Origin of the sequence: Fictibacillus nanhaiensis (assembly GCF_049537595.1) — a bacterium.
Taxonomy (GTDB): domain Bacteria; phylum Bacillota; class Bacilli; order Bacillales; family Fictibacillaceae; genus Fictibacillus; species Fictibacillus nanhaiensis_F.
On record NZ_JBMULM010000001.1, the window covers coordinates 1805626 to 1826594 of the forward strand.

Below are 20969 nucleotides of genomic sequence, written 5' to 3' on the forward strand. Positions count from 1 at the left end.
TTTAAAACCCGCTTTATTATTATTTATTAACTGGTATGATTACTTTCTGTCCTGGAAAAACGGCTGCCGCATTTACACTGTTCTTCTTTTCGACCCATTTTATAAACTCCCAATTGGAGTAATGATGCTTGGCATTATATTCTTCAGAAAGACTCCACAGTGAGTCTCCCTCCTGTATGGTTACTTCAATATATTGAGCTTCTTGTGAGGCAAGATTTGATAACGTAAAAAATATACCACCTAACAACCCTAAAAATACAATAACATGCATTGTCCCTTGTTTCATTGTGATATCCCCTTTCAACAAACGTTTGTTCGCATCTCTTGGTTTAATAATACCTGGAACGTTTGTTCGGTGTCAACTATTTTTTCGAACTTATGTTTGTATCTCTGAATTCCCCATGATATACTTTTTATAGATAAAAAATTCGGTGAGGTGCTAAAAAATGACTAAGTTATCCAGACGACAATTGGATATATTGGCTTTCATAAAAGAGGAAGTTTCACAAAAAGGGTATCCGCCTTCAGTTCGTGAAATCGGAGAGGCTGTTGGCCTTGCTTCAAGTTCCACAGTCCATGGGCATTTAGCAAGACTTGAGAAAAAAGGACTTATTCGACGAGATCCAACAAAACCAAGGGCGATTGAAGTATTAGGTTTAGAAGACAACATCCCTTCTGTCCGTTCTGTTTCAATTCCTGTTATCGGTAAAGTTACAGCAGGTCTACCAATTAGCGCAGTTGAAAACGTAGAAGAATACTTCCCGCTACCTGAGCACGTTGTTGGAGATGAGAACGTCTTCATGTTATCTGTTGTTGGTGACAGTATGATTGAAGCAGGAATCTTCAATAAGGACCTAGTTGTTGTAAAACAACAGCCTACAGCAAATAATGGGGATATCATCGTGGCAATGACCGATGAAGATGAAGCGACTGTAAAAAGATTCTTTAAAGAAAGAAACCATATTCGATTGCAGCCTGAAAATTCTTCAATGGAGCCGATTATCTTACAGAGTTGTACGATTTTAGGTAAAGTTATTGGGGTATATCGAAGTATCCATTAATGTTTTGTTGGTACATACGGAGGAATCTAGTTTACTAGATCCTCTTTTTTTTATTGATTACGAATATTAAGCTGTGGTTACTTCATGGTCACTAAAAAACCCCTGACACAAAATGTGTCAGGGGTTACTTTATTTTAATACATGCTCATATATTGTTCGCGTTCCCAAGGGTGAACTTGTGTACGGAACATATCCCACTCGATCTCTTTTGCTTCAATGAAGTGCTCTGTAGCATGTGCTCCAAGAGCTGTTGTAAGAACTTCGTTTTTGCTGAATAGAGTTAGAGCTTCTTTTAATGTTGCTGGAAGATCTTTGATGCCTTCTGCTTCGCGCTCTTCTTTATCCATTACATAGATGTTTCTATCGATTGGTTTTGGAGCGTTTAGCTTGTTCTTGATTCCATCAAGACCAGCTGCAAGCAATACTGCCATAGCAAGATAAGGGTTAGCCGTTGGATCAACGCTTCTTACCTCAATACGAGTACTGATGCCACGAGAAGCAGGAATACGAATAAGCGGGCTTCTGTTTTGCATAGACCATGCAACATAACAAGGAGCTTCGTAACCAGGTACAAGTCGCTTATAAGAGTTTACAGTAGGGTTCGTGATCGCTGTGAAATCTTGTGCATGCTTTAAGATACCTGCTAGGAAATGCATAGCTGTCTCGCTTAATCCTGTTTCTGATTTTGCATCATAGAACACATTCTCTCCATCTTTAAATAGAGACATGTTTGCGTGCATACCTGAACCGTTCACACCGAACAATGGTTTAGCCATGAATGTAGCATGAAGACCATGTTTACGTGCGATCGTTTTAACAGCTAACTTAAATGTTTGAATGTTATCACAAGTGCTTACAGCATCAGCATATTTAAAGTCGATCTCATGCTGACCAGGTGCTACTTCATGGTGAGAAGCTTCGATTTCAAAGCCCATATCTTCAAGTTCTAACACGATATCTCTACGGCAGTTTTCACCAAGATCGGTTGGAGCTAAGTCAAAATATCCACCTTTATCGTTTAGTTCTAGAGTCGGCTCACCCTTCTCATCATTCTTAAATAAGAAGAATTCAGGCTCAGGTCCAATGTTGAAATCAGAGAATCCTAAGTCTTCCATCTCTTTTAATACGCGCTTTAAGATTCCACGTGGATCTCCATCAAACGGGTTACCATCAGGCATAAAGATATCACAGATCAAACGTGCAACTTTGCCTTTTTCAGAAGTCCATGGGAAAATCATAAATGTATCTAAATCAGGATAAAGATTCATGTCTGATTCTTCAATTCGAACGAATCCTTCGATAGAAGATCCGTCAAACATCATCTTGTTATCTAAAGCTTTTTCAAGCTGACCGATCGGAATCTCAACATTCTTAATAACACCCAATAAATCAGTAAATTGTAGTCGGATGAATCTTACGTTTTCTTCTTTTACCATTCTTAAGATATCTTCTTTAGTGTACTTAGACAAATCTTTCTCCTCCTTTAAATATAAAGCGCCTAGTTATGGCGATTGTTCACATTGTAAGTATTAACAATCTTTAATGAAAAAACCTGGAAAGTTCTCCTTGAATCAATGAGGTTTTTCCATGTCTGCCAGCATGAATCAATTCCCTTTTTAACCTACGATGAAGCGCAGATTCGGAAATTTGTTGAACACCTTGCACATTCGGCTGGTTTTTGATCAATTCTGCTGCTTGTTCATTCAGTTCAAAGACTCGTTTGATTCCAGCTAAGTTTACGCCTTGCTCAAGAAGCGCTTTGATCTCAAGAAGTTTATCAACATCATTAAATGAAAATAAACGACGGTTCCCTTCAGTACGTGCAGGATGAATAAGATCATGCTCTTCGTAATACCGAATCTGTCGAGCTGATAGTTCAGTCAGCTGCATGACGATGCTGATGGGGAACAAAGGTAAGTTCCTACGATTCATATCGTTCATATTGCCTACCTCCTTTCAACTTCTTTTTATATCTTATGTCACAAAAGCTCACATGTCAATCCTAATGTTAGAAAAATTAACATCAAAACAAAAAAGAGGTTGTTCGCCTCTTTTTTGTTCAATCTATTGTTATCGTTTATTAATAAGCCCATGAGTTAAAAGTTCGTCGACAGCTGATAATACGGCAATCTTCACATGTTCATACGTTAGCCCACCCTGCACGAAAGCTATGTATGGCGGTCTGATCGGACCATCTGCTGTTAATTCAATGCTTGCTCCTTGAATAAAAGTACCTGCTGCCATGATCACATCGTCTTCATAGCCAGGCATATAATCAGGGTATGGAATCGCATAAGAGTTGATCGGTGATGCTTTTTGTATTGCTTGACAGAACTTAATCATCCGCTCGCGATCTTTAAAGATGACAGATTGAATAAGATCCGTTCTCTTTGCATCAAATGATGGACGCGTTTCTATTCCTAGTTCTTCTAAGAAAGCAGCTGTAAATACCGCACCTTTTAATGCTTGAGCCGTTACGTGAGGTGCGAGGAAGAATCCTTGGTACATCTCTTGAAGACTGTAAAGAGATGCCCCTGCTTCACGGCCGATTCCAGGAGAGGTTAATCGATAAGAGATTCTATTGATCAACTTCTCTTTTCCTGCGATGTAACCACCTGTTTTGGCAAGACCACCACCAGGGTTTTTAATGAGGGAGCCAGCAATAATATCTGCTCCTGCTTCTATTGGTTCTCTTTCTTCAACAAATTCGCCATAGCAATTATCAACGAACACGATCACATCTGATTTGATCTCTTTTACGAAGGAGATCATCTCTTCTATTTCCTCCACTGTGAAAGACGGACGATCCGCGTATCCTTTTGAGCGTTGAATACCGATAACTTTCGTTTTTTCAGAGATCGCACGCTGAACTTCTGGGAAGTTAATAGCCCCTTCAGAAGTCAGGTCTACATGTTGATACGATATGTTGTAATCTTTTAATGATCCTTCACCTGTACCTCTGATTCCTACGATTTCTTCAAGCGTATCATAAGGTTTGCCTGTGATATAAAGCAGTTCATCTCCAGGGCGGAGCATACCGAATAAAGATAGAGTGATCGCATGAGTACCAGAGATGATTTGCGGTCTTACGATTGCAGCTTCTGCTCCAAAAACATCCGCATACACCTTTTCGAGAGTATCTCGACCAGAATCATCGTATCCATAACCGGTTGAAGGATGAAAATGGTGATCTCCTACTTGATTGTTTTGAAATGCTCTTAAAACCTTCAACTGGTTAAACTCACAGATCTCATCAATCAGCTTATGCTGCATTGTAATACGTTCTGTTACTTTTTCTGTAGTATGTTTCAGTACTTCTTCATTTTGAAACTGTGAATACATGTTATTCTCCTTTGTTGCTGATGGACGGAATGGAAGAGGAAGATAACGCATATCCCTTGCATTCATAGACCAACTCTTCTTTATTAAATTCTTGCGTAATTAGAATTGTTTCTCCGCGAAGTTGTGATAAAAGTTTGCCATCATGTGACGGAACTTTAACCTCATAATAAGTCATCTGTTTCATCACTTCTTTTTCAATCGTTTCAAGTAATAGGGATATATCCGTACTTTCTAATGCAGAAATGGATATAGATGGACTCTCCGGAATAAAATCTTCACCAAACTGATCTTTTTTGTTATATACCGTGAGCATCGGAATATGGGATGCCTTAAGATCACTTAATATACGTTTGACCGTTTGTTCATGTTGGTTACGATCCTCGCTAGCACCATCGATCACATGGATAAGAAGATTTGCTTCAGCCGCTTCTTCTAGTGTAGACCGGAAGGCAGCGATCAATGACGTAGGCAGATCTTGAATAAAACCTACGGTATCCGTTAACAGCATCTGAAACCCGCTTTTCAATTTTACTTTTCGCGTCAACGGGTCAAGCGTTGCAAATAGTTGATCTTCTTCATAACTATCAGCTTCTGTTAATTTGTTAAAGATCGTTGACTTCCCTGCGTTCGTATAACCAACAAGTGCTGCTTGAAAAGCCCCCTGGTGTTTGCGGCGTTCACGATATCTTTCTCTATGACTTACAACTGAATTGATCTGTGTTTTCAGTTCATGTATACGAAACCGAATATGACGTCTATCCTTTTCAAGCTTGGTCTCACCTGGACCACGAGTTCCGATACCTCCACCTAACCTAGAAAGACTAGCGCCTATACCTGATAATCGAGGCAATAAGTATTCGAGCTGAGCAAGTTCTACCTGAAGCTTTCCTTCTCTAGTCTTTGCACGTTGTGCAAAGATATCTAATATGAGCTGTGTGCGATCAATGACTCTTGCATTGAAATGAGACGACAAGTTACGAACTTGAGAAGGAGATAACTCACTGTTAAAAATAATGATATCTGCTTCAAGCTCTTCTTCTAGAGTAATAATCTCTTCTACTTTACCTTTTCCGATAAATGTAGCTGAATCATAACGGTCTCTTTTTTGAGTAACAACCGCACAAACTGTTCCTTGAGCCGTTTTCGTTAAAGATTTTAATTCTTCCATTGAATAAAAAAAACGCTCGTCGTTCTGCCGTGGAAGCTGACATCCGACGAGTATCGCTTTTTCATGAACTGAATCATTGTTTTTGTTCAAATTTGCGATCCCTGCTTTCCATAGTCTCCTCTCATAATATCAAATCGAATCCCGTTCTTCTAGCACAAGGTCATCACTTTGAATCGTCATCAATGCTCTTCTATCTTGGTTGCTTTCGTTCAAGAGCCTGACAGATTGCCTTCTTACCGCTTTTTCAACCATATTACGAATGTATCTTCCGTTTGAAAACGAACCTGGATTACTTTGCTTTATCCGTTCGATGTGACTTTTTAGCTTCCATTCACAGTCTCTTGTCAACATGTATTCTCTTTCTGTTACCATTCTCTTTGCGATCTCCATCAATTCCTCCACAGAATAATCAGGGAACGAGATAACAAGTGGAAACCTAGAAGGTAAACCTGGATTCAGCTTTAAAAATCGATCCATTTCTTTAGGGTACCCAGCTAAAATCAATATAAAATCGTGCTGCTGATCTTCCATGGCTTTTACGAGTGTATCGATGGCCTCTTTGCCAAAGTCTTTTTCTCCACCACGGCCTAAAGAATAAGCTTCATCTATAAACAATATGCCCCCACTAGCTTTCTTTAGGAGCTCTCGTGTTTTTTGAGCGGTATGCCCAATGTATTCTCCAACTAGATCAGCCCGTTCAGCTTCGATCAGATGACCCTTTGAGAGTACTTTCATCTCATGAAACAAAGTCCCTAACTTTCTAGCTACGGTCGTCTTTCCAGTGCCTGGGTTACCTTTAAATAGCATATGAAGAGCTTGTTTTTCAGCTTTTAACCCTAACTCCTGACGGCATTTATTAATATGAAGCCACGCATAGATCTCTTTAACATGAGATTTCAAGTCTTCCATTCCGACTAAACGATTCAAATCTTTTTCCATTTTGATGAGAGGTTGGTGCTTTTCAATTGTTTTCTCTTTTTTTCCTGCAAGTGCTGCTCCATCATCGATCTTTGACTTTTCACTCGCTTGATTTAAAACGATATTGATCTGCCTTTGCTTTTTTATCGCAATAGGTTCATTCAAAAGGTACCACCTCACTTTGCCAGTCAAATCATAATACGCAACAACATCCGATCCCGTGACAAATGCCTAAACGATTTCTCGATCCACTGTTATCAATTTATGTTGAAGTCTTATGATCTACTACAAAGACAAGCTTTGTTTTTAGAATGAATATGTATCAACTGAATTGTAAGCGTTTTCTATTTTCAGATGAATAAAAATACTCAAGTATGCAAGATTTTCGTGTTATGTTAAATACTGTGAAAAAAGTACGAATGAAATGGACGAAGAAATCATGCATATTAAACTGCAGAAAAGCTTGTTAATACTAATCGGATTGTTTTTAACAGCGATTGGCATCAAATTATTAAACATACACACATTAACGTTTGGCGGAACAGCAGGGATCGCTACACTTGTTTCATTCATGACGAATTGGACATGGGGCATTCTATTCCTAATTGTAAACTTACCCTTTTTTATTCTGTCGATTAAAAAACTGGGTTGGAATTTCTCACTTCTGACGTTTCTTTGCATTATACTCATCTCTGCCATCTCAGATCTGATGGATTATCTTACGCTTCCACTAATCTCACCGGTCGCTGCTGCGATCATCGCAGGAAGTCTGATAGGCATAGGTGTTAGTTTTGTATTAAATTCAGGAGCATCATTAGGTGGCATACACATTCTCGCACTTTACTTAGAACAAAAATCTAACATTAATCGAGGGATATCCTTGTTTGTTACAGATTTTATTATTGTGTCATCTGCTGTAGTCATGTTTGGATTTAAAAATGCGTTAATTTCAATCATTGCAATCACTGTCGCTTCCTTCTTAACGGGAAGATTAAAAAGCACGGTCAAACCGTCAGAAGTCGAGTATCAACCTTCTGATTCAGAATCACTTCAAAACAACTAAGAGCATTCTCCAATGATGGAGAATGCTCTTTTTTTATTTCTTCTATACTTCCTTTTGTTAACATATTAATTATTATGTTAACTTGTTGTCTATCTCTGTCATTTTCTGCGCTTGCTTAGGAAATAAAATATTTCTTATTCGTAAAGATCATTTCGAATGGATGTATCCTCTTCATGCATGTCTTTCCTCTCAGTGGATTTCATCTGCCCTTTTAATGGCTTTATTTTTCCAATTAGAATTCCAAGCTCATTATATACGCCACTTTTGGAGTCATTTTTGCTATGTGACGCCGTGTTTCCTAACCTTTTGATCTGCTCTATTTTATCTGGATCGGTTGTAATGGCTGCATTTCTCCCATGTGCATTTCCTTTTAATCCATTATAAACCGCTTTGCGCAGCTGGTCGTTTTCTTCACCTGGTGAAACAGGCTCATAGGGAACGATTCCAACTAGTGTATATATACCACTTACAATCACATAAGCCTTATCCACACCGTTTACTTTTTCCGCAAGCTGAACAAGATCTTTTGATTGATGAACTTCGTAAGACTTTTCTACAACTAACGGTGAATCTATCTGTGTATTCGGTTTTCGTTCTGATGTATCATATTTTACTTGCTCAGTATCGAGGGTTTCATCTCCCGAACCTGTTTTGCCTGAACACGCAGTTAAGAGGAGAACTGAAGATAGTACGAGCATTCCTAATTTCCACATAGCTAACCATCCTTTTTTCCATAGTTTCCATTGGACTTTGTAGAAATATGCAAAAAAAAAGACGCTTTGTTATAATGGGAAAAAGAGGTTATAGGAGGCAATTATGGAAGAATATCCACACTTACCCGAATATGCCGATTCATATATCGTTCACTTACAGAAAAAAGATCGAACGAAGAGCACGATTAAGCGATATTATTATGATCTTTTAGATTTTTTTGCATGGGTTAGAGTGATGAGGGATAACGACGATCTACAAACTATACAGCACTTGGATGCTGTGATATTAAATGAATATTTTCTATTTCTTTCAGAACAACGAGAATATCAAACCGCTACTACCAAGCGGGTTTTTACCGTTATTAAAAGTCTCTTTTCCTTCCTCTATGCTAATAGAAAGATTGCATCGAACCCTTTTTCTGAACTGGAGCAAACTCTTAGAGAAGACACTCAATTCAAGGATGAGGATTTTATTTCAGATGAGGAATATAAAATACTTTTTCAAACGTTATCTTCCTATGAGGGATTGACGGAGAAACAACAAAAATATAGACACCTCTTGATCAAAAGAAATGAAGCGATTCTTTCCCTTCTCTACCGCTATGGCATCACACTGCAAGAAATCACCAATATAGAAATGAAACATGTTCATTTCACACAACAAGAATTAACCGTGATCAACAAAAAAGAAACAAGACTGATCTCACTTGAAGATGAGACACACCAACTGTTATATGAATACAAAGAAGATATCCCTGAAAGCATCCGGCCAAGAACTTATTCTTCTGATCGTTTCTTTATCGCGTTTGATTATCAAAGAGGAACGTATCGGTTTGATTATGGAAAGTATGAACCCAAACCATTAACAGTTATCGCTATCCAGAAGATGCTTAGGCAAGAGATCCGGCGCTCTGGACTCAGAGAAGGAATCAGCTCTCAGCACTTAAGGAGAACAGCCATCTTAAACCTTTTAAAAGAAGGAAAATCTGAGGAAGACGTTCAATTATGGTTTGGATTAAAATCAAATCTGACTCTAAATCGCTATGAAGCCTATTTAGAAACAACTGAAATGAAAAAAAGCTAAACAAAAATAGACAAATATATGTGTACTATTTAAAAACTCCCTATCAACCTTATTTAAGGTCGATAGGGAGAGTTTTTTTATTCATTTGTATTTGCAGAAGACAAATCGACATTTCGGTGTGGGGTGAACGTTGAAATGGCATGCTTGTAAATGAGGTGCTGTTTTCCTTCTGCCTCTAGAACAACCGTAAAGTTGTCAAACCCCTTCACTAAACCTTTAAGCTGAAATCCATTCAGCAGATATACGGTCACATAAATGTTTTCGCGACGTAACTGGTTTAAGTAATGATCCTGTAAATTGATTGATTGCTTCATGTGAACAGATCCTCCTCTTTGGGCATTACCCTTATACATTCTCGGAAATTTCTAATTTCCCTTCAACAAAGTGCTGAATTTCTTGAAATTTTTTGTGAAAGGGATCTTCTTCCATGCTGAACCATTCTACATCCATCTGATTTCTAAACCATGTGTATTGTCTTTTTGCATATCGCCTGGAGTCTCTTTTTAACAAAGTGATCGCTTCTTCTAACGTACTTTCCCCAGAAAGATAGGGGAAAAACTCTTTGTAGCCTATCGCTTTAGCGGCCAGACTGTTCGTTATGTCTTGTTCAAAAAGCATTCTTGCTTCGTTTATTACGCCTTGTTGAACCATAAGGTCCACTCTTTCGTTTATGCGTTTATATAAGTGCTCTCGATTCATCGTTAACCCAACTAAAGCTAATTGGTAAAGAGATTCCTCATCGCCCATATTCTTTCCTTGTTCAGCAGAGGGGACATTCCCTGTCGTATAGTAGATTTCCAGCGCTCTGATAACCCGCTGTACATTGTTCGGATGAATCTCTTTCGCACGCTGTGGATCTACTTTGTGCAGTTCTGCATGCAAAGCGTCGGAGCCTTCGACCTCTGACTTTCGTTGAAGCTTGTCTCGCATCTCACTATTTCTGCTTGCTTCAGAGAATTCATAGTGATGCGTGACAGCTCTAACGTATAACCCCGTTCCCCCTACAAGTATCGGAACCTTACCTCTTTGATTTATTTCTGTTATTCGTTCCCTCGCCAGCTTCTGAAACTCTGCAACTGAAAATGATTCTGTTGGATCTTTAATATCGATCAAATAATGAGGGATGCCTTCTTTTTCTTCCTCAGTAATCTTGGCGGTTCCGATGTCAAGACCTCTATAGATTTGCATAGAATCGCCGCTTATGATCTCACCATCGATCGCTTTAGCAAGTTCGATACTGGTTTTTGTTTTTCCAACAGCCGTTGGGCCTACGATCACTACTAATTTTTCCTTCATCGTTTACTCCTACATCACTCTTTTGAACATCTTCTCTAGTTCATATGTTGATAGATGAATTGTTATCGGTCTGCCGTGCGGACATGTGTATGGATCTTCTGATGTTCTCAAAGACTCTAACAAAGCAAAGATCTCATCATTCCTTAGATGATGGTTAGCTTTAATCGAACCTTTACACGACATCATGATCGCTGCATCTTCTCTTAATTTTTCAAGATCGGCCTTTCTATGATCAAGTACCTGCTGGATGATATCAAGCATGATTTCTCTTTCATATCCTTTCGGAAACCATTGCGGGTGCTCTCTTACGATAAAAGTATTCTGTCCAAAGGTTTCTAAAAACAGACCCACTTCGCCGAGAGTCTCTAAGTGACTCTCTAAAAAGGCAGATTCACTCCCGGTGAACTCAAACGTATAGGGAACTGCTAAAAGCTGAACTTCTCGGTCCACTTGTCCCACTTTTTTTCTGAAATACTCATACTTAATGCGTTCTTGTGCAGCATGTTGATCAATGAGGTACAATCCGTTCTCATTTTGAGCAAGGATATAAGTTCCATGCATCTGTCCGATCGGATACATAACCGGAATTTTATCAACAGATACATCAGTCTGTTGAAGGTCATCCACTCTCGTTACAGGTGTTTCATTCCATTCAGAATTTGGTAGTAAATCCACCACACCCTCTTCAATCTCAGTATCTTCATGTGAAGTCTCTCTGATAAAAGAAGATTCAGCATCATCTGAAATCATACTGGACCGGTTTTCACTTTGTGCTGTTTCTATATCTGCTTTTATATCCGTGTGAACGACCTCTGTGTTTCTTTGGTAATCGAAAGTAAATGAACGCTGTTCTTCTCGATCTTTTTCTCTTTGTTCTTTTTTCTTAAACTGAACATCTGGGATCAACTGCTGATTTCTGATCACTTTTCTGAGCTCGTTTTCAACGAGTTGGACTAGTTCCGCTTCTTTACTCAACCTTGCCTCATGTTTGGATGGATGTACGTTCACATCAATAATTGTCGGATCCATCTTAACGGATAGAATAGCGATCGGAAAACGTCCGATCGGCAGGAATGTGTGATAAGCATTCTGTACAGCTTTTGATAGTGCATAGTTCTTAATATATCTAGCGTTCATAAAGAAGGACATATACTGACGAGACGCACGGTTTATTTCAGGTTTTGCTATATAGCCTGTAACTTCATAATCTAATGAGGAAAAAGAGACTGAGATCATGTTTTTGGCAGTTTGTATCCCATAAACAGATGCAATGATCTGCAGCAGGTTTCCGTTACCAGAAGTGTGCAAAAGCTCTTTTCCGTTATGTTTTAAGCGAAAAGAAACATCTGGGTTTGCCAGAGCAAGCCTGTTTACTAGATCACTGATCGTGCCTAGTTCTGTTTGAATGGTCTTCACATGCTTCAATCTAGCTGGTGTGTTATAGAATAAGTTACGAACAGTCAGATCAGTTCCTTTTCTGCTATTCGTCTGTTGCTGTTTAACGATCCTACCGTTCTCAATAAATAGATAAGCACCAGGTCCCTCGCCTGTTGATGATTTAAGTTCTACTTGAGAGACAGATGAGATACTCGGTAATGCTTCCCCTCTAAAACCCATGGTACGAATATGGATTAAATCTTGTTCACTTTTAATCTTACTCGTCGCATGTCTGTTAAAAGCGAGCACGCAATCTTCCGGTTCGATTCCATCGCCATTATCTAGAACACGAATGAGTGATAACCCACCTTCTTCAACTTCGATCTCTATTCTCGTCGCGTTCGCATCGATTGAATTCTCGACAAGTTCTTTAACAACAGAGGCTGGGCGTTCTACAACTTCACCAGCAGCGATTTTATTGGATAGATGTTCATCTAGCTGTACAATTTTGCCCATTCGTCACGCCTCCTTTATTTCACTTTTTTTTGCAGTTTATATAGCGCGTTCATCGCATCGAGAGGAGTCATCTCTAATACATTTAAACTTCTTAACTCTTTGATCAACTCTTGTTCTTTATTGTCACTTCTGTTCGTCGTCTCCTCTTTTTTAACAAAAAGACTCAACTGACTTTCTTGAAGAACTTCTTCTTTAGTAGCTGATACTTCCTGAATGGAAAGCACCTCTCGTTTTTCTTGATTTTCATAGGTTTGTAGAATCGTTTTTGCTCTAGAGATCACAGGTTCTGGAAGTTCAGCAAGCTCAGCCACTTGGATACCAAAACTTTTATCTGCTTGTCCGTCAATGACTTTATGCAGGAATACAAGACTGCCGTTCTCTTCAACTGCACTTACAAACACATTCTTTAGTGAGTGAAGAGACTCTTCTAAGACGGTAAGCTCATGATAATGAGTAGAGAAGAGTGTCTTGGCAGCTATTTCTTCATGAATAAATTCGATGATGGATTGCGCTAATGCCATACCATCATACGTGGAAGTTCCTCTGCCGATCTCATCTAGAAGAATCAAACTGTTTTCAGTAGCACTCGTTAGGGCAAAGTTCGTCTCTAGCATCTCGACCATGAACGTACTCTGTCCGCCCACTAGATCGTCAGCCGCTCCAATACGCGTGAAGATCTGATCAAACATTGGAAGTTCAGCACTCTCTGCTGGAACAAAACAACCGATCTGCATCATAACAGCCGTAAGTGCTAACTGGCGCATATACGTACTCTTACCAGCCATGTTTGGTCCCGTTATAAGGAGCATGTTTCTATCGTTATTTAGAACAATGTCATTAGGAACGTATTCTTGTGCATCCATCACTTTCTCAACAACAGGATGTCTGCCGTTTACAATATTTACGATTCCATCCTCTGAAACGGTCGGTCTTACATAACGATACTGCTCACTGATCGCTGCAAAAGATTGCATAACATCGAGTTCAGAAATGGCTGACGCAAGTTCTTGCAGTCCCGGAATAAATTGCTTTACATATTCTCTTACTTCCAAAAAGAGTGTATATTCTAATCCTGAGATCTTCTCTTCCGCTTCTAAGATGATCCTTTCTTTCTCTTTCAGTTCTGGAGTAACATATCTTTCAGCATTCGCAAGCGTCTGTTTTCTTTCATAACGATCTGGCACTTGTGAAAGATTAGATTTTGTGACCTCGATATAGTAACCAAAGATCTTGTTAAAACCAATCTTTAGGGACTTAATCCCTGAAGCTGCTTTTTCTTGCTGCTCAAGAGATGCAATCCATGCTTTGCCGTTGCTACTCGCATCTTTATATTGATCAAGCTGCTCATTGTAACCTGCTTTGATGAGTCCACCCTCTTTAATATGGATAGGTGCATCATCATGAATGGCAGAATCTAAATAGTCTGCGAGTGTTTTATGTTCATTCATCTTCGCATGAAGCTCGAGTGCATATTTCCCTTCAATACTCTTGATCTTTTCTTTTAAGACCGGAACACTGAACAGAGATCTTTTCAATTGTACAAGATCTCTTGGACTAGCGTTTCCATAAGATATTTTTGCTATCAACCGTTCCATATCATAAACAGACTTCAATTGTTCTTTGATCTCTTCACGAGTAAAGAATTCTCCGATTAAGTTTTCAACGAGCTCTAGCCGCTTCTCGATCGTTTCTTTTACGAACAAAGGCTCTTCCACCCATTGTTTAAGCTTTCTAGCACCCATTGCTGTCATCGTGGCATCTAACAGCCACAATAGTGAACCTTTTTTACCTTTTGCTCGTATGGATTCTGTTAATTCTAAGTTACGTTTTGAAAACGCATCGAGCTTCATCCTTTTATCGTTCTGCTGAAATTCCACCGCTTTTATATGGTGAAAAGATCGCTTTTGCGTATGAGTTAGATAGTGGAACAACCGTCCTATAGATCGTAATAAAACAGGATCTGAGATCGCCTGAACAAGATGATCAAACTGACTGTCTACAGAACTCTCTTCCTGAATAGAAACCGAAGCTTGTCCTGTCTGCATAACTGTGTTCGTCCAAGCATCGTACAATTCTTTGTTTCCAACGATCTCTTTTACACCGTGACTTAAGAGCAATTGTATGAACGATAACTGATTTCCTTCATATGTATATCCCTTCAACTCACCTGTTGAAAGGTCACAAAGAACGTATCCATAAGAATCATTTTCCTTTTCTATCGATACAAGAAAATTGTTCTCTCTATCATGAAGAAGATGGTCATCAATAACCGTTCCTGGCGTAATAATCTGGATGACTTCACGTTTCACTACCCCGACAGATAGTTTAGGGTCTTCTACTTGTTCACAGATAGCTACTTTATGTCCGTTCTCAACTAATGTTTTTATATAACCCGCGGACGAATGATATGGTACCCCACACATCGGAATTCGATCTTGTGAGCCGCCATCTCTGCTTGTTAGTGTGATCTCTAAGATCTGAGATGCTCGAACAGCATCTTCAAAAAACATTTCATAAAAATCTCCTAGACGGAAAAATAAAAAGGCATCCTGATGAGCTGCCTTTATTGATAAGTATTGTTGTATCATTGGAGTATATTGAGCCATAATTTCACCTTTTTCATAACATTTCAATGTCGCTATTATAACATAATTCAAAGCATCTATCGTTTTCTCTGCATGAAAAAAACGGGAAGCTCTCTCCCCGTTTATTATTCTTCCAAATCACCTATTAAAAAGTTCGGATCCAGATCTTCAAAATTCTCATCTTCCACATCATATTCCCAGTCTCTTGTCTGTTCATCATCAAAGCCGTCTGGATTCACATATACACAAACTTTTGTTTCCCCAATAATTTCACAAACGAACTCTCTTTCTACTTGAACGATAACTTTATTTCCGTTCGGAGAGATCGTCGCTTCTAACGTATTGGGTTCTTGAAGTGCGCGGCACGTAACTTCATATTGATTGCCTAGCGCATTCTTATCTCTTACACTAAGATCCACTTTGTCTACAAAATGGATGGTCTCTGTTACGACTTCCGTACGAGTATTATCATTGTATGAATACCACACGTTGATATCATAGCTTCCTTCTACATCTACTGCTTCACCATTCCGCTTCGGTTTATATGCATGGTTAATGATCCAGCATCCTAAAATGCTGCTCGGACGATGACTCGGTGCAATGGTATGCGTTGCCTGAGAAAATTTTCTCCCTTTGCCGCAGACCGCTTTTGTGATGATTTCTCTGTAAGTCAGCTCTTGTTCTACGCGTCTTGACATACATGAATCCCTCCTCTACCAATCTCCATACAGTATATGCTGGGCGGATGCCTATTGTGTCTTCATTTATACGAAACACAATTAGTCTAAGTATATGGGCGTTTGTTGTCCAATGTTCTCAAAATATTATATATGGTGAACGGTACGTGAAATTATTTAGGGATGTTTGAGCCAGGATAATCCGCTTTAAGAGGTATGTGAGTCTATAGGACGTCAGGTGGCCGTGTAATTTGTCGAGGTTTGTAGACTCGTGGATAAAAGGAGAAAACTTTTGGATTGAAAGCCGAAACTCGTGGATAAACAGCATAAACGTTTGGATTCCACACCAAAACTTCTGGATTGCAATTACTTCATACCTCTATAGGTATGCGCGAAACGTCAGATATACGTGGTAATCACACTAAAAAAACACGATGCCTGTAAGAGACATCGCGTTTTTGTTTAGTGACAGCCGCAGCCGCCCGGAGAACATCCTTCTTGAGAGCCTGTTGTACCTTTTAAAAGGTCTCCGCCCGTTGATTCAATGATTTCATCCGTAACTTTGTTTGAGATCGTATGCGAAACCATCTGTAAGATATCATTCACATCGCTTTGTGACTGTTTGAACTCTTGAACAACTGGAATGCTATCAAGCTCAGCCATCAGAGCATCGATCTTTTCTTCTACTTCTCTTGATGCTTCATGCTTTTGATAATGTTGAAGGTTAACAGCTTGTTTTTGTAGATTCTTAATCTGTCCCATCAATCTCGCTACATTTGAATTCGTATTGATCTGAGCTTCTGCTTTTTTAAAAAAATCAACTTCATCAGTTGTTGCGATCATTTTTGCAAGTTCTTTTGCTTTTCCCAAGATCTCTTCTTTTGTATATGTGCTCATTAGCCTACCACCTCTGATTTTTCTTCTACCCATTCGCCGCCAAGGTTCCATGTTTTCGCATCGGTAATCTGAACTTTGACAATTTCTCCTATTAAGTGCTTAGGTGCTTTAAAGTTTACTACTTTGTTGGAACCCGTGTGACCTGTTAGTACATCAGGATTCTTTTTACTTTCTCCCTCAACTAGCACTTCCACAACTTTACCAACGTATGCTTTGTTCTTTTCTAACGAAATATCATTTAGCATAGCGTTCAGTCGCTGAAGACGTTCTCGTTTCACTTCCATCGGAACATTATCTTGCATCTTTGCAGCTGGAGTGCCTTCACGAGGTGAATAGATAAACGTGTACGCAGCATCATACTGCACTTCTTTAACAAGTGATAACGTCTCTTGGAACTGTTCTTCCGTCTCATTCGGAAACCCAACAATAATATCCGTAGTTAAGGCAACATTCGGCATCACTGCTTTTATCTTGTTTACAAGCTCTAAATAATGCTCACGAGTGTATTTACGAGCCATCAATTTAAGTACATCGCTGTTTCCGTGTTGAACAGGCAGATGTACATGATCTACGATGTTTCCACCTTTAGCGAGAACTTCGATCAATCGATCATCAAAATCTCGAGGATGACTTGTCGTAAAACGAAGTCTAGGAATATCAATCTTACGGATCTCATCCATTAGATCACCTAGGCCATACTCCAGATCTTCGAAATCTTTGCCGTATGCATTCACGTTCTGACCAAGAAGGGTGACTTCCTTATAGCCTTCTCTCGCAAGCTGCCTTACTTCTTCGATGATATCTTGCGGATAACGGCTTCGTTCTTTTCCTCGTGTGTAAGGAACAATACAATATGTACAGAATTTGTCGCAGCCGTACATAATGTTAACCCAGCCTTTAACGTTCCCTTTACGCTTTCTAGGAAGGTTCTCAACGATATCTCCTTCTTTAGACCAAACTTCCACAACCATCTCTTTTGAGAATAATGCGTTCTCAATAATTTGTGGCAGACGATGTATGTTATGAGTTCCAAAGATCATATCAACTTGTGGGTACGTAGAAAGAATACGGTTTACGACAGATTCTTCCTGTGACATGCATCCGCAAACTCCTAGCAGAAGATTAGGGTTGTTCGCTTTTGTATGTTTTAAATGACCTAGTTCACCAAATACTTTGTTCTCTGCATTTTCCCGAATGGCACATGTATTAAGAAGGATTACATCAGCATCTTCCGTAGAATATGTGGTTTCATAACCCATCTCATTCAGAATTCCTGCCATAACTTCTGTATCATGCTCGTTCATCTGACAACCGTACGTACGAATATAAAACTTCTTGCCAACACCAATATTTTTTAGATTTTCCGGAATCGAAAAATCTTTTAAAATTTGTATTTGTTCTTTACCACGCTTTTTTGCGTCTTTTAAAGAAGGCGGTGCATACGTAGATTGAAAGTATTGTGAGTAGTCTCTTTCTTTATTATTCGTCTTTACTTCTTGATTGTCTTTCTTAGTATCCAAGACATCTTCACTCCTTACTGCCTTACTGCTAGGTCATCCGTTCAACGTAATTCTAGTATTTCATCCAACTGTAACATTATATCAAAAATTGGATTATAGTTAAACTTGTAATCGGTTTAGTTTACATAATAATATTATGGTTTATTTAAGATGCGTTATTTTCTACTTAATAAAAAAGTTGACTTTAAAAGCTTACTAGTGCGCCTTTAAAGTCAACTTTATAAGTAACTAAATGATATTTAATTCTTTTCCTGCTTTTTCAAATGCATCTAATGCAGCTTGAAGCTCCTCTTTCGTGTGCTGAGCGGTTACGATCGTTCGTACGCGAGCTTTTCCTTTAGCTACTGTTGGGAATGCGATACCTTGAGCGAATACCCCATATTTTAATAACGTATCCGATAGTTTATGCGCAAGCGCGTCATCACCCACAAGTACTGGTGTGATAGGTGTCTCACTAACTCCTGTATTAAACCCTAGTTCTTTTAATCCCGCTTTAAAGAACTTCGTATTCTCCCAAAGTCTTTCCATGTGTTCTGGCTCTTCTTCTAAAACGTCGATCGCCGCTGAACTCGCTGCGATAACTGCAGGCGGATGCGATGTGCTGAACAAGAACGGACGGCCTTTATGGATCAGATAGTCTCTTAACGTTTGCGTGCTGGCAATATAACCACCAAGTACGCCAATAGCTTTACTTAACGTTCCTACCTGAATATGAACACGGCCGTTCAAGTTAAAATGATCGATCGTACCGCGGCCATTCGTACCTAATACACCACTCGCATGTGCGTCGTCTACCATAACGAGGGCATCGTACTTTTCAGCCAGTTCTACGATTCCAGGAAGAGGCGCAATATTACCGTCCATTGAGAAAACACCGTCTGTTACGACAATTCTTTTTCTGAATTCTTGCGTCTCTTTTAACGCTGCTTCTAAATCTTCTAGATCAACGTGTTTGTAGATTCTTCTTTTCGCTTTCGTTAAACGAATACCATCAATGATCGATGCATGGTTTAACTCATCTGAGATAACAACATCTTGATCTGTAAGAATGGCAGAAAGAATTCCTTGGTTCGTTGAAAAACCAGATTGGAAGACGAGACATGCTTCTGTGTGCTTGAATTCAGCTAGTTTTTTTTCAAATTCTTCATGCATGGATAGAGTTCCGGCAATCGTACGCACAGAACCTGTACCAACTCCAAATTCTTCAACAGCTTTTAGAGCTGCTTCCTTCATCTTAGGATGACTCGTAAGACCTAAGTAGTTGTTGGAAGAGAGCTGGATTACTTCTTTTCCATTGATCACAACTTTTGATCCTTGCTCTGATTCTAGTGGTACAAGCTTTCTGAACGTACCTTCTTCTTTCATATGGTCCAATTCTTCTTGCAGGTATTCAAAACCTTTCATCACGATGTTTTGCCCCTTTCGATTTTAAGGAATAAGAACTACTTTTCCGCAATTTCCTTTTATCATGAGATCAAAGCCTTCTTCAAACTTTTCAAGTGGAAGTGTATGAGTAATGATCGTTTCAGGATGCATGCTTCCTGACTGTAAAAGCCCTGAAACCTGTTGCCATGTTTCATACATTTTTCTTCCCGTAATTCCTTGAACAGTAACACCCTTAAATACTACATCGTTCGTTAAGTCGATCTCAACAGGTTTAACAGGCAGACTTAAGATTGAAACACGCCCACCGTTTGTGATCATCTTAAATCCTTGGTGAATCGCAACTGGGTGACCGCTCATCTCACAAACAACATCCACACCATTTCCATCCGTTAAATTCATCACTGTATCAACTGGATCGGTGGATTTAGGGTTGATCACTTCTGTAGCCCCTACTTTTTTAGCAAGATCTAAACGATAATCATTCAGATCGATAGCGATTACCTGACTTGCACCTGCTGCTTTTGCAACGTTAACCGCCATAACACCGATCGGACCGCATCCGATGACAGCCACTGTTTTACCAGCAACATCACCAGCTAACACAGTATGAACAGCATTTCCCATAGGCTCTTGAATCGATCCATGCTCAAACGGCATCTTAGGATCATTTTTCCAGATGTTCTCGGATGGCATTGCTACATACTCTGCAAAACACCCTTGAGTATCAACACCGATAATCTTTGTGTTCTTGCAGATGTGGAACTGCCCTTTTAGACATTGTGGACAAGAATGACAAACTATATGTGTTTCAGCTGATACATGATCTCCAACAGAGACATTTGTAACAGCGCTTCCAACTTTTTCAACAACTCCTGAAAACTCATGTCCAAACACATATGGCGTTTTCACACGACTCTGTGACCATTCATCCCATGTGTATATATGAACATCCGTTCCACAGATCGAAGTCGCTTTAACTTTGATCAATACTTCACTTTCATTTATTTCAGGAATATCTACTGTTTCTAATCTCGCTCCATAACCTGCATGATGCTTAACTATTGCTTTCATTTTTCCTTGCACAGAAACACCCCTCACTGTAAACCTTAATAATCAATTCCATCAATAATTGTACATGGATTGAACAACAAGGTAAAGAGCTGTGTCCATCCCACACGGACATTCGCGGATGCCAAAAAAAATTTAAAGAATTTTTTTCATAAAAGCTTTTTTCGTATAGATTGGTGCACACCAATGGATTTTATTTCCGTTCCAGGTCGGTCGCTTTGATTAACTTTCATAAGAAGAAAAGATAGTCATTCTATAGCTAAATCACGAAAAGAACTAAGAAAAAAGCCCCTCTCCA

General features: G+C 39.2%; 19 protein-coding genes. 3 read left to right on the plus strand and 16 right to left on the minus strand.

The annotated features are described in order from the left end of the window. Positions 1-19 precede the first annotated feature (19 nt). Entirely contained in the window at positions 20-286 is a 267-nt protein-coding gene (yneA, locus tag ACOZ9X_RS09105) for a cell division suppressor protein YneA (RefSeq protein ID WP_066393884.1), read from the minus strand. 160 nt (positions 287-446) lie between these two features. On the opposite strand from yneA, the gene lexA reads away from it, so the two are divergent. Then, positions 447-1061, plus strand: coding sequence for a transcriptional repressor LexA (gene lexA / locus ACOZ9X_RS09110; protein WP_416731567.1), 615 nt, complete (start codon positions 447-449; stop codon positions 1059-1061). 134 nt (positions 1062-1195) lie between these two features. On the opposite strand, the gene glnA is transcribed toward lexA, so the two are convergent. The 5 genes from glnA to spoVK all read right to left on the minus strand — a co-directional run bounded on the left by glnA (position 1196) and on the right by spoVK (position 6654). After that, a complete protein-coding gene (gene glnA, locus ACOZ9X_RS09115; protein ID WP_066393872.1) occupies positions 1196-2530 on the minus strand; it encodes a type I glutamate--ammonia ligase in 1335 nt (444 codons plus the stop codon). 70 nt (positions 2531-2600) lie between these two features. Further along, positions 2601-3002 (minus strand): MerR family transcriptional regulator, encoded by a 402-nt coding sequence (locus ACOZ9X_RS09120; RefSeq protein ID WP_066393870.1) that lies wholly within the window; start codon positions 3000-3002, stop codon positions 2601-2603. 129 nt (positions 3003-3131) lie between these two features. Next, entirely contained in the window at positions 3132-4403 is a 1272-nt protein-coding gene (locus ACOZ9X_RS09125) for an aminotransferase class I/II-fold pyridoxal phosphate-dependent enzyme (RefSeq protein ID WP_423417908.1), read from the minus strand. 1 nt (position 4404) lies between these two features. Next, complete coding sequence (gene hflX, locus ACOZ9X_RS09130; RefSeq protein WP_423417909.1) at positions 4405-5661, minus strand: GTPase HflX; 1257 nt, start codon at positions 5659-5661, stop codon at positions 4405-4407. Positions 5662-5700: 39 nt separating this feature from the next. Then, a complete protein-coding gene (spoVK, locus tag ACOZ9X_RS09135; protein ID WP_423417910.1) occupies positions 5701-6654 on the minus strand; it encodes a stage V sporulation protein K in 954 nt (317 codons plus the stop codon). A gap of 274 nt (positions 6655-6928) precedes the next feature. Between spoVK and ACOZ9X_RS09140 the strand changes: the two genes are divergently transcribed. Next, a complete protein-coding gene (locus tag ACOZ9X_RS09140) occupies positions 6929-7552 on the plus strand; it encodes a YitT family protein (protein ID WP_423417911.1) in 624 nt (207 codons plus the stop codon). 134 nt (positions 7553-7686) lie between these two features. Here ACOZ9X_RS09140 and ACOZ9X_RS09145 read toward each other — a convergent pair whose 3' ends face one another. Further along, a complete protein-coding gene (locus ACOZ9X_RS09145; protein ID WP_423417912.1) occupies positions 7687-8265 on the minus strand; it encodes a YhcN/YlaJ family sporulation lipoprotein in 579 nt (192 codons plus the stop codon). A gap of 103 nt (positions 8266-8368) precedes the next feature. On the opposite strand from ACOZ9X_RS09145, the gene ACOZ9X_RS09150 reads away from it, so the two are divergent. After that, positions 8369-9349 (plus strand): tyrosine-type recombinase/integrase, encoded by a 981-nt coding sequence (locus tag ACOZ9X_RS09150; protein ID WP_423417913.1) that lies wholly within the window; start codon positions 8369-8371, stop codon positions 9347-9349. Positions 9350-9426: 77 nt separating this feature from the next. Here ACOZ9X_RS09150 and hfq read toward each other — a convergent pair whose 3' ends face one another. From hfq to tdh, 9 genes are all read right to left on the minus strand, one after another. Then, entirely contained in the window at positions 9427-9663 is a 237-nt protein-coding gene (hfq, locus tag ACOZ9X_RS09155; protein ID WP_066393852.1) for an RNA chaperone Hfq, read from the minus strand. Positions 9664-9694: 31 nt separating this feature from the next. Continuing rightward, complete coding sequence (gene miaA / locus ACOZ9X_RS09160; protein WP_423417914.1) at positions 9695-10645, minus strand: tRNA (adenosine(37)-N6)-dimethylallyltransferase MiaA; 951 nt, start codon at positions 10643-10645, stop codon at positions 9695-9697. Positions 10646-10654: 9 nt separating this feature from the next. Continuing rightward, positions 10655-12538: a DNA mismatch repair endonuclease MutL gene (gene mutL, locus ACOZ9X_RS09165; protein ID WP_423417915.1), complete on the minus strand. Its 1884-nt coding sequence runs from the start codon at positions 12536-12538 to the stop codon at positions 10655-10657. A gap of 14 nt (positions 12539-12552) precedes the next feature. Continuing rightward, positions 12553-15144: a DNA mismatch repair protein MutS gene (gene mutS / locus ACOZ9X_RS09170; RefSeq protein ID WP_423417916.1), complete on the minus strand. Its 2592-nt coding sequence runs from the start codon at positions 15142-15144 to the stop codon at positions 12553-12555. 104 nt (positions 15145-15248) lie between these two features. Next, on the minus strand, positions 15249-15821 hold the full coding sequence (cotE, locus tag ACOZ9X_RS09175; RefSeq protein WP_137789601.1) for an outer spore coat protein CotE: 573 nt from the start codon (positions 15819-15821) through the stop codon (positions 15249-15251). A 441-nt stretch (positions 15822-16262) separates the two neighbouring features. After that, positions 16263-16697 (minus strand): RicAFT regulatory complex protein RicA family protein, encoded by a 435-nt coding sequence (locus ACOZ9X_RS09180; RefSeq protein WP_066393841.1) that lies wholly within the window; start codon positions 16695-16697, stop codon positions 16263-16265. Continuing rightward, positions 16697-18217 carry a tRNA (N6-isopentenyl adenosine(37)-C2)-methylthiotransferase MiaB gene (gene miaB / locus ACOZ9X_RS09185; protein WP_423417917.1) on the minus strand — a complete coding sequence of 507 codons (1521 nt, stop codon included), beginning with the start codon at positions 18215-18217 and terminating at the stop codon, positions 16697-16699. Before miaB ends, ACOZ9X_RS09180 begins: the two co-directional genes overlap by 1 nt. A 228-nt stretch (positions 18218-18445) precedes the next feature. After that, complete coding sequence (locus ACOZ9X_RS09190; protein ID WP_205727263.1) at positions 18446-19621, minus strand: glycine C-acetyltransferase; 1176 nt, start codon at positions 19619-19621, stop codon at positions 18446-18448. 24 nt (positions 19622-19645) lie between these two features. After that, the gene (tdh, locus tag ACOZ9X_RS09195) at positions 19646-20686 is read right to left on the minus strand and encodes an L-threonine 3-dehydrogenase (RefSeq protein WP_423417918.1); all 1041 of its coding nucleotides are present in this window, start codon (positions 20684-20686) and stop codon (positions 19646-19648) included. Positions 20687-20969: the final 283 nt, after the last annotated feature.

Bases quoted from the DNA above. Each gene is read 5' to 3' on its own strand.
- yneA (WP_066393884.1), bottom strand. From the start codon at position 286: ATGAAACAAGGGACAATGCATGTTATTGTATTTTTAGGGTTGTTAGGT.
- lexA (WP_416731567.1), top strand. From the start codon at position 447: ATGACTAAGTTATCCAGACGACAATTGGATATATTGGCTTTCATAAAA.
- ACOZ9X_RS09120 (WP_066393870.1), bottom strand. From the start codon at position 3,002: ATGAACGATATGAATCGTAGGAACTTACCTTTGTTCCCCATCAGCATC.
- ACOZ9X_RS09125 (WP_423417908.1), bottom strand. From the start codon at position 4,403: ATGTATTCACAGTTTCAAAATGAAGAAGTACTGAAACATACTACAGAA.
- ACOZ9X_RS09140 (WP_423417911.1), top strand. From the start codon at position 6,929: ATGCATATTAAACTGCAGAAAAGCTTGTTAATACTAATCGGATTGTTT.
- ACOZ9X_RS09145 (WP_423417912.1), bottom strand. From the start codon at position 8,265: ATGTGGAAATTAGGAATGCTCGTACTATCTTCAGTTCTCCTCTTAACT.
- ACOZ9X_RS09150 (WP_423417913.1), top strand. From the start codon at position 8,369: ATGGAAGAATATCCACACTTACCCGAATATGCCGATTCATATATCGTT.
- hfq (WP_066393852.1), bottom strand. From the start codon at position 9,663: ATGAAGCAATCAATCAATTTACAGGATCATTACTTAAACCAGTTACGT.
- miaA (WP_423417914.1), bottom strand. From the start codon at position 10,645: ATGAAGGAAAAATTAGTAGTGATCGTAGGCCCAACGGCTGTTGGAAAA.
- mutL (WP_423417915.1), bottom strand. From the start codon at position 12,538: ATGGGCAAAATTGTACAGCTAGATGAACATCTATCCAATAAAATCGCT.
- mutS (WP_423417916.1), bottom strand. From the start codon at position 15,144: ATGGCTCAATATACTCCAATGATACAACAATACTTATCAATAAAGGCA.
- cotE (WP_137789601.1), bottom strand. From the start codon at position 15,821: ATGTCAAGACGCGTAGAACAAGAGCTGACTTACAGAGAAATCATCACA.
- ACOZ9X_RS09180 (WP_066393841.1), bottom strand. From the start codon at position 16,697: ATGAGCACATATACAAAAGAAGAGATCTTGGGAAAAGCAAAAGAACTT.
- ACOZ9X_RS09190 (WP_205727263.1), bottom strand. From the start codon at position 19,621: ATGAAAGGTTTTGAATACCTGCAAGAAGAATTGGACCATATGAAAGAA.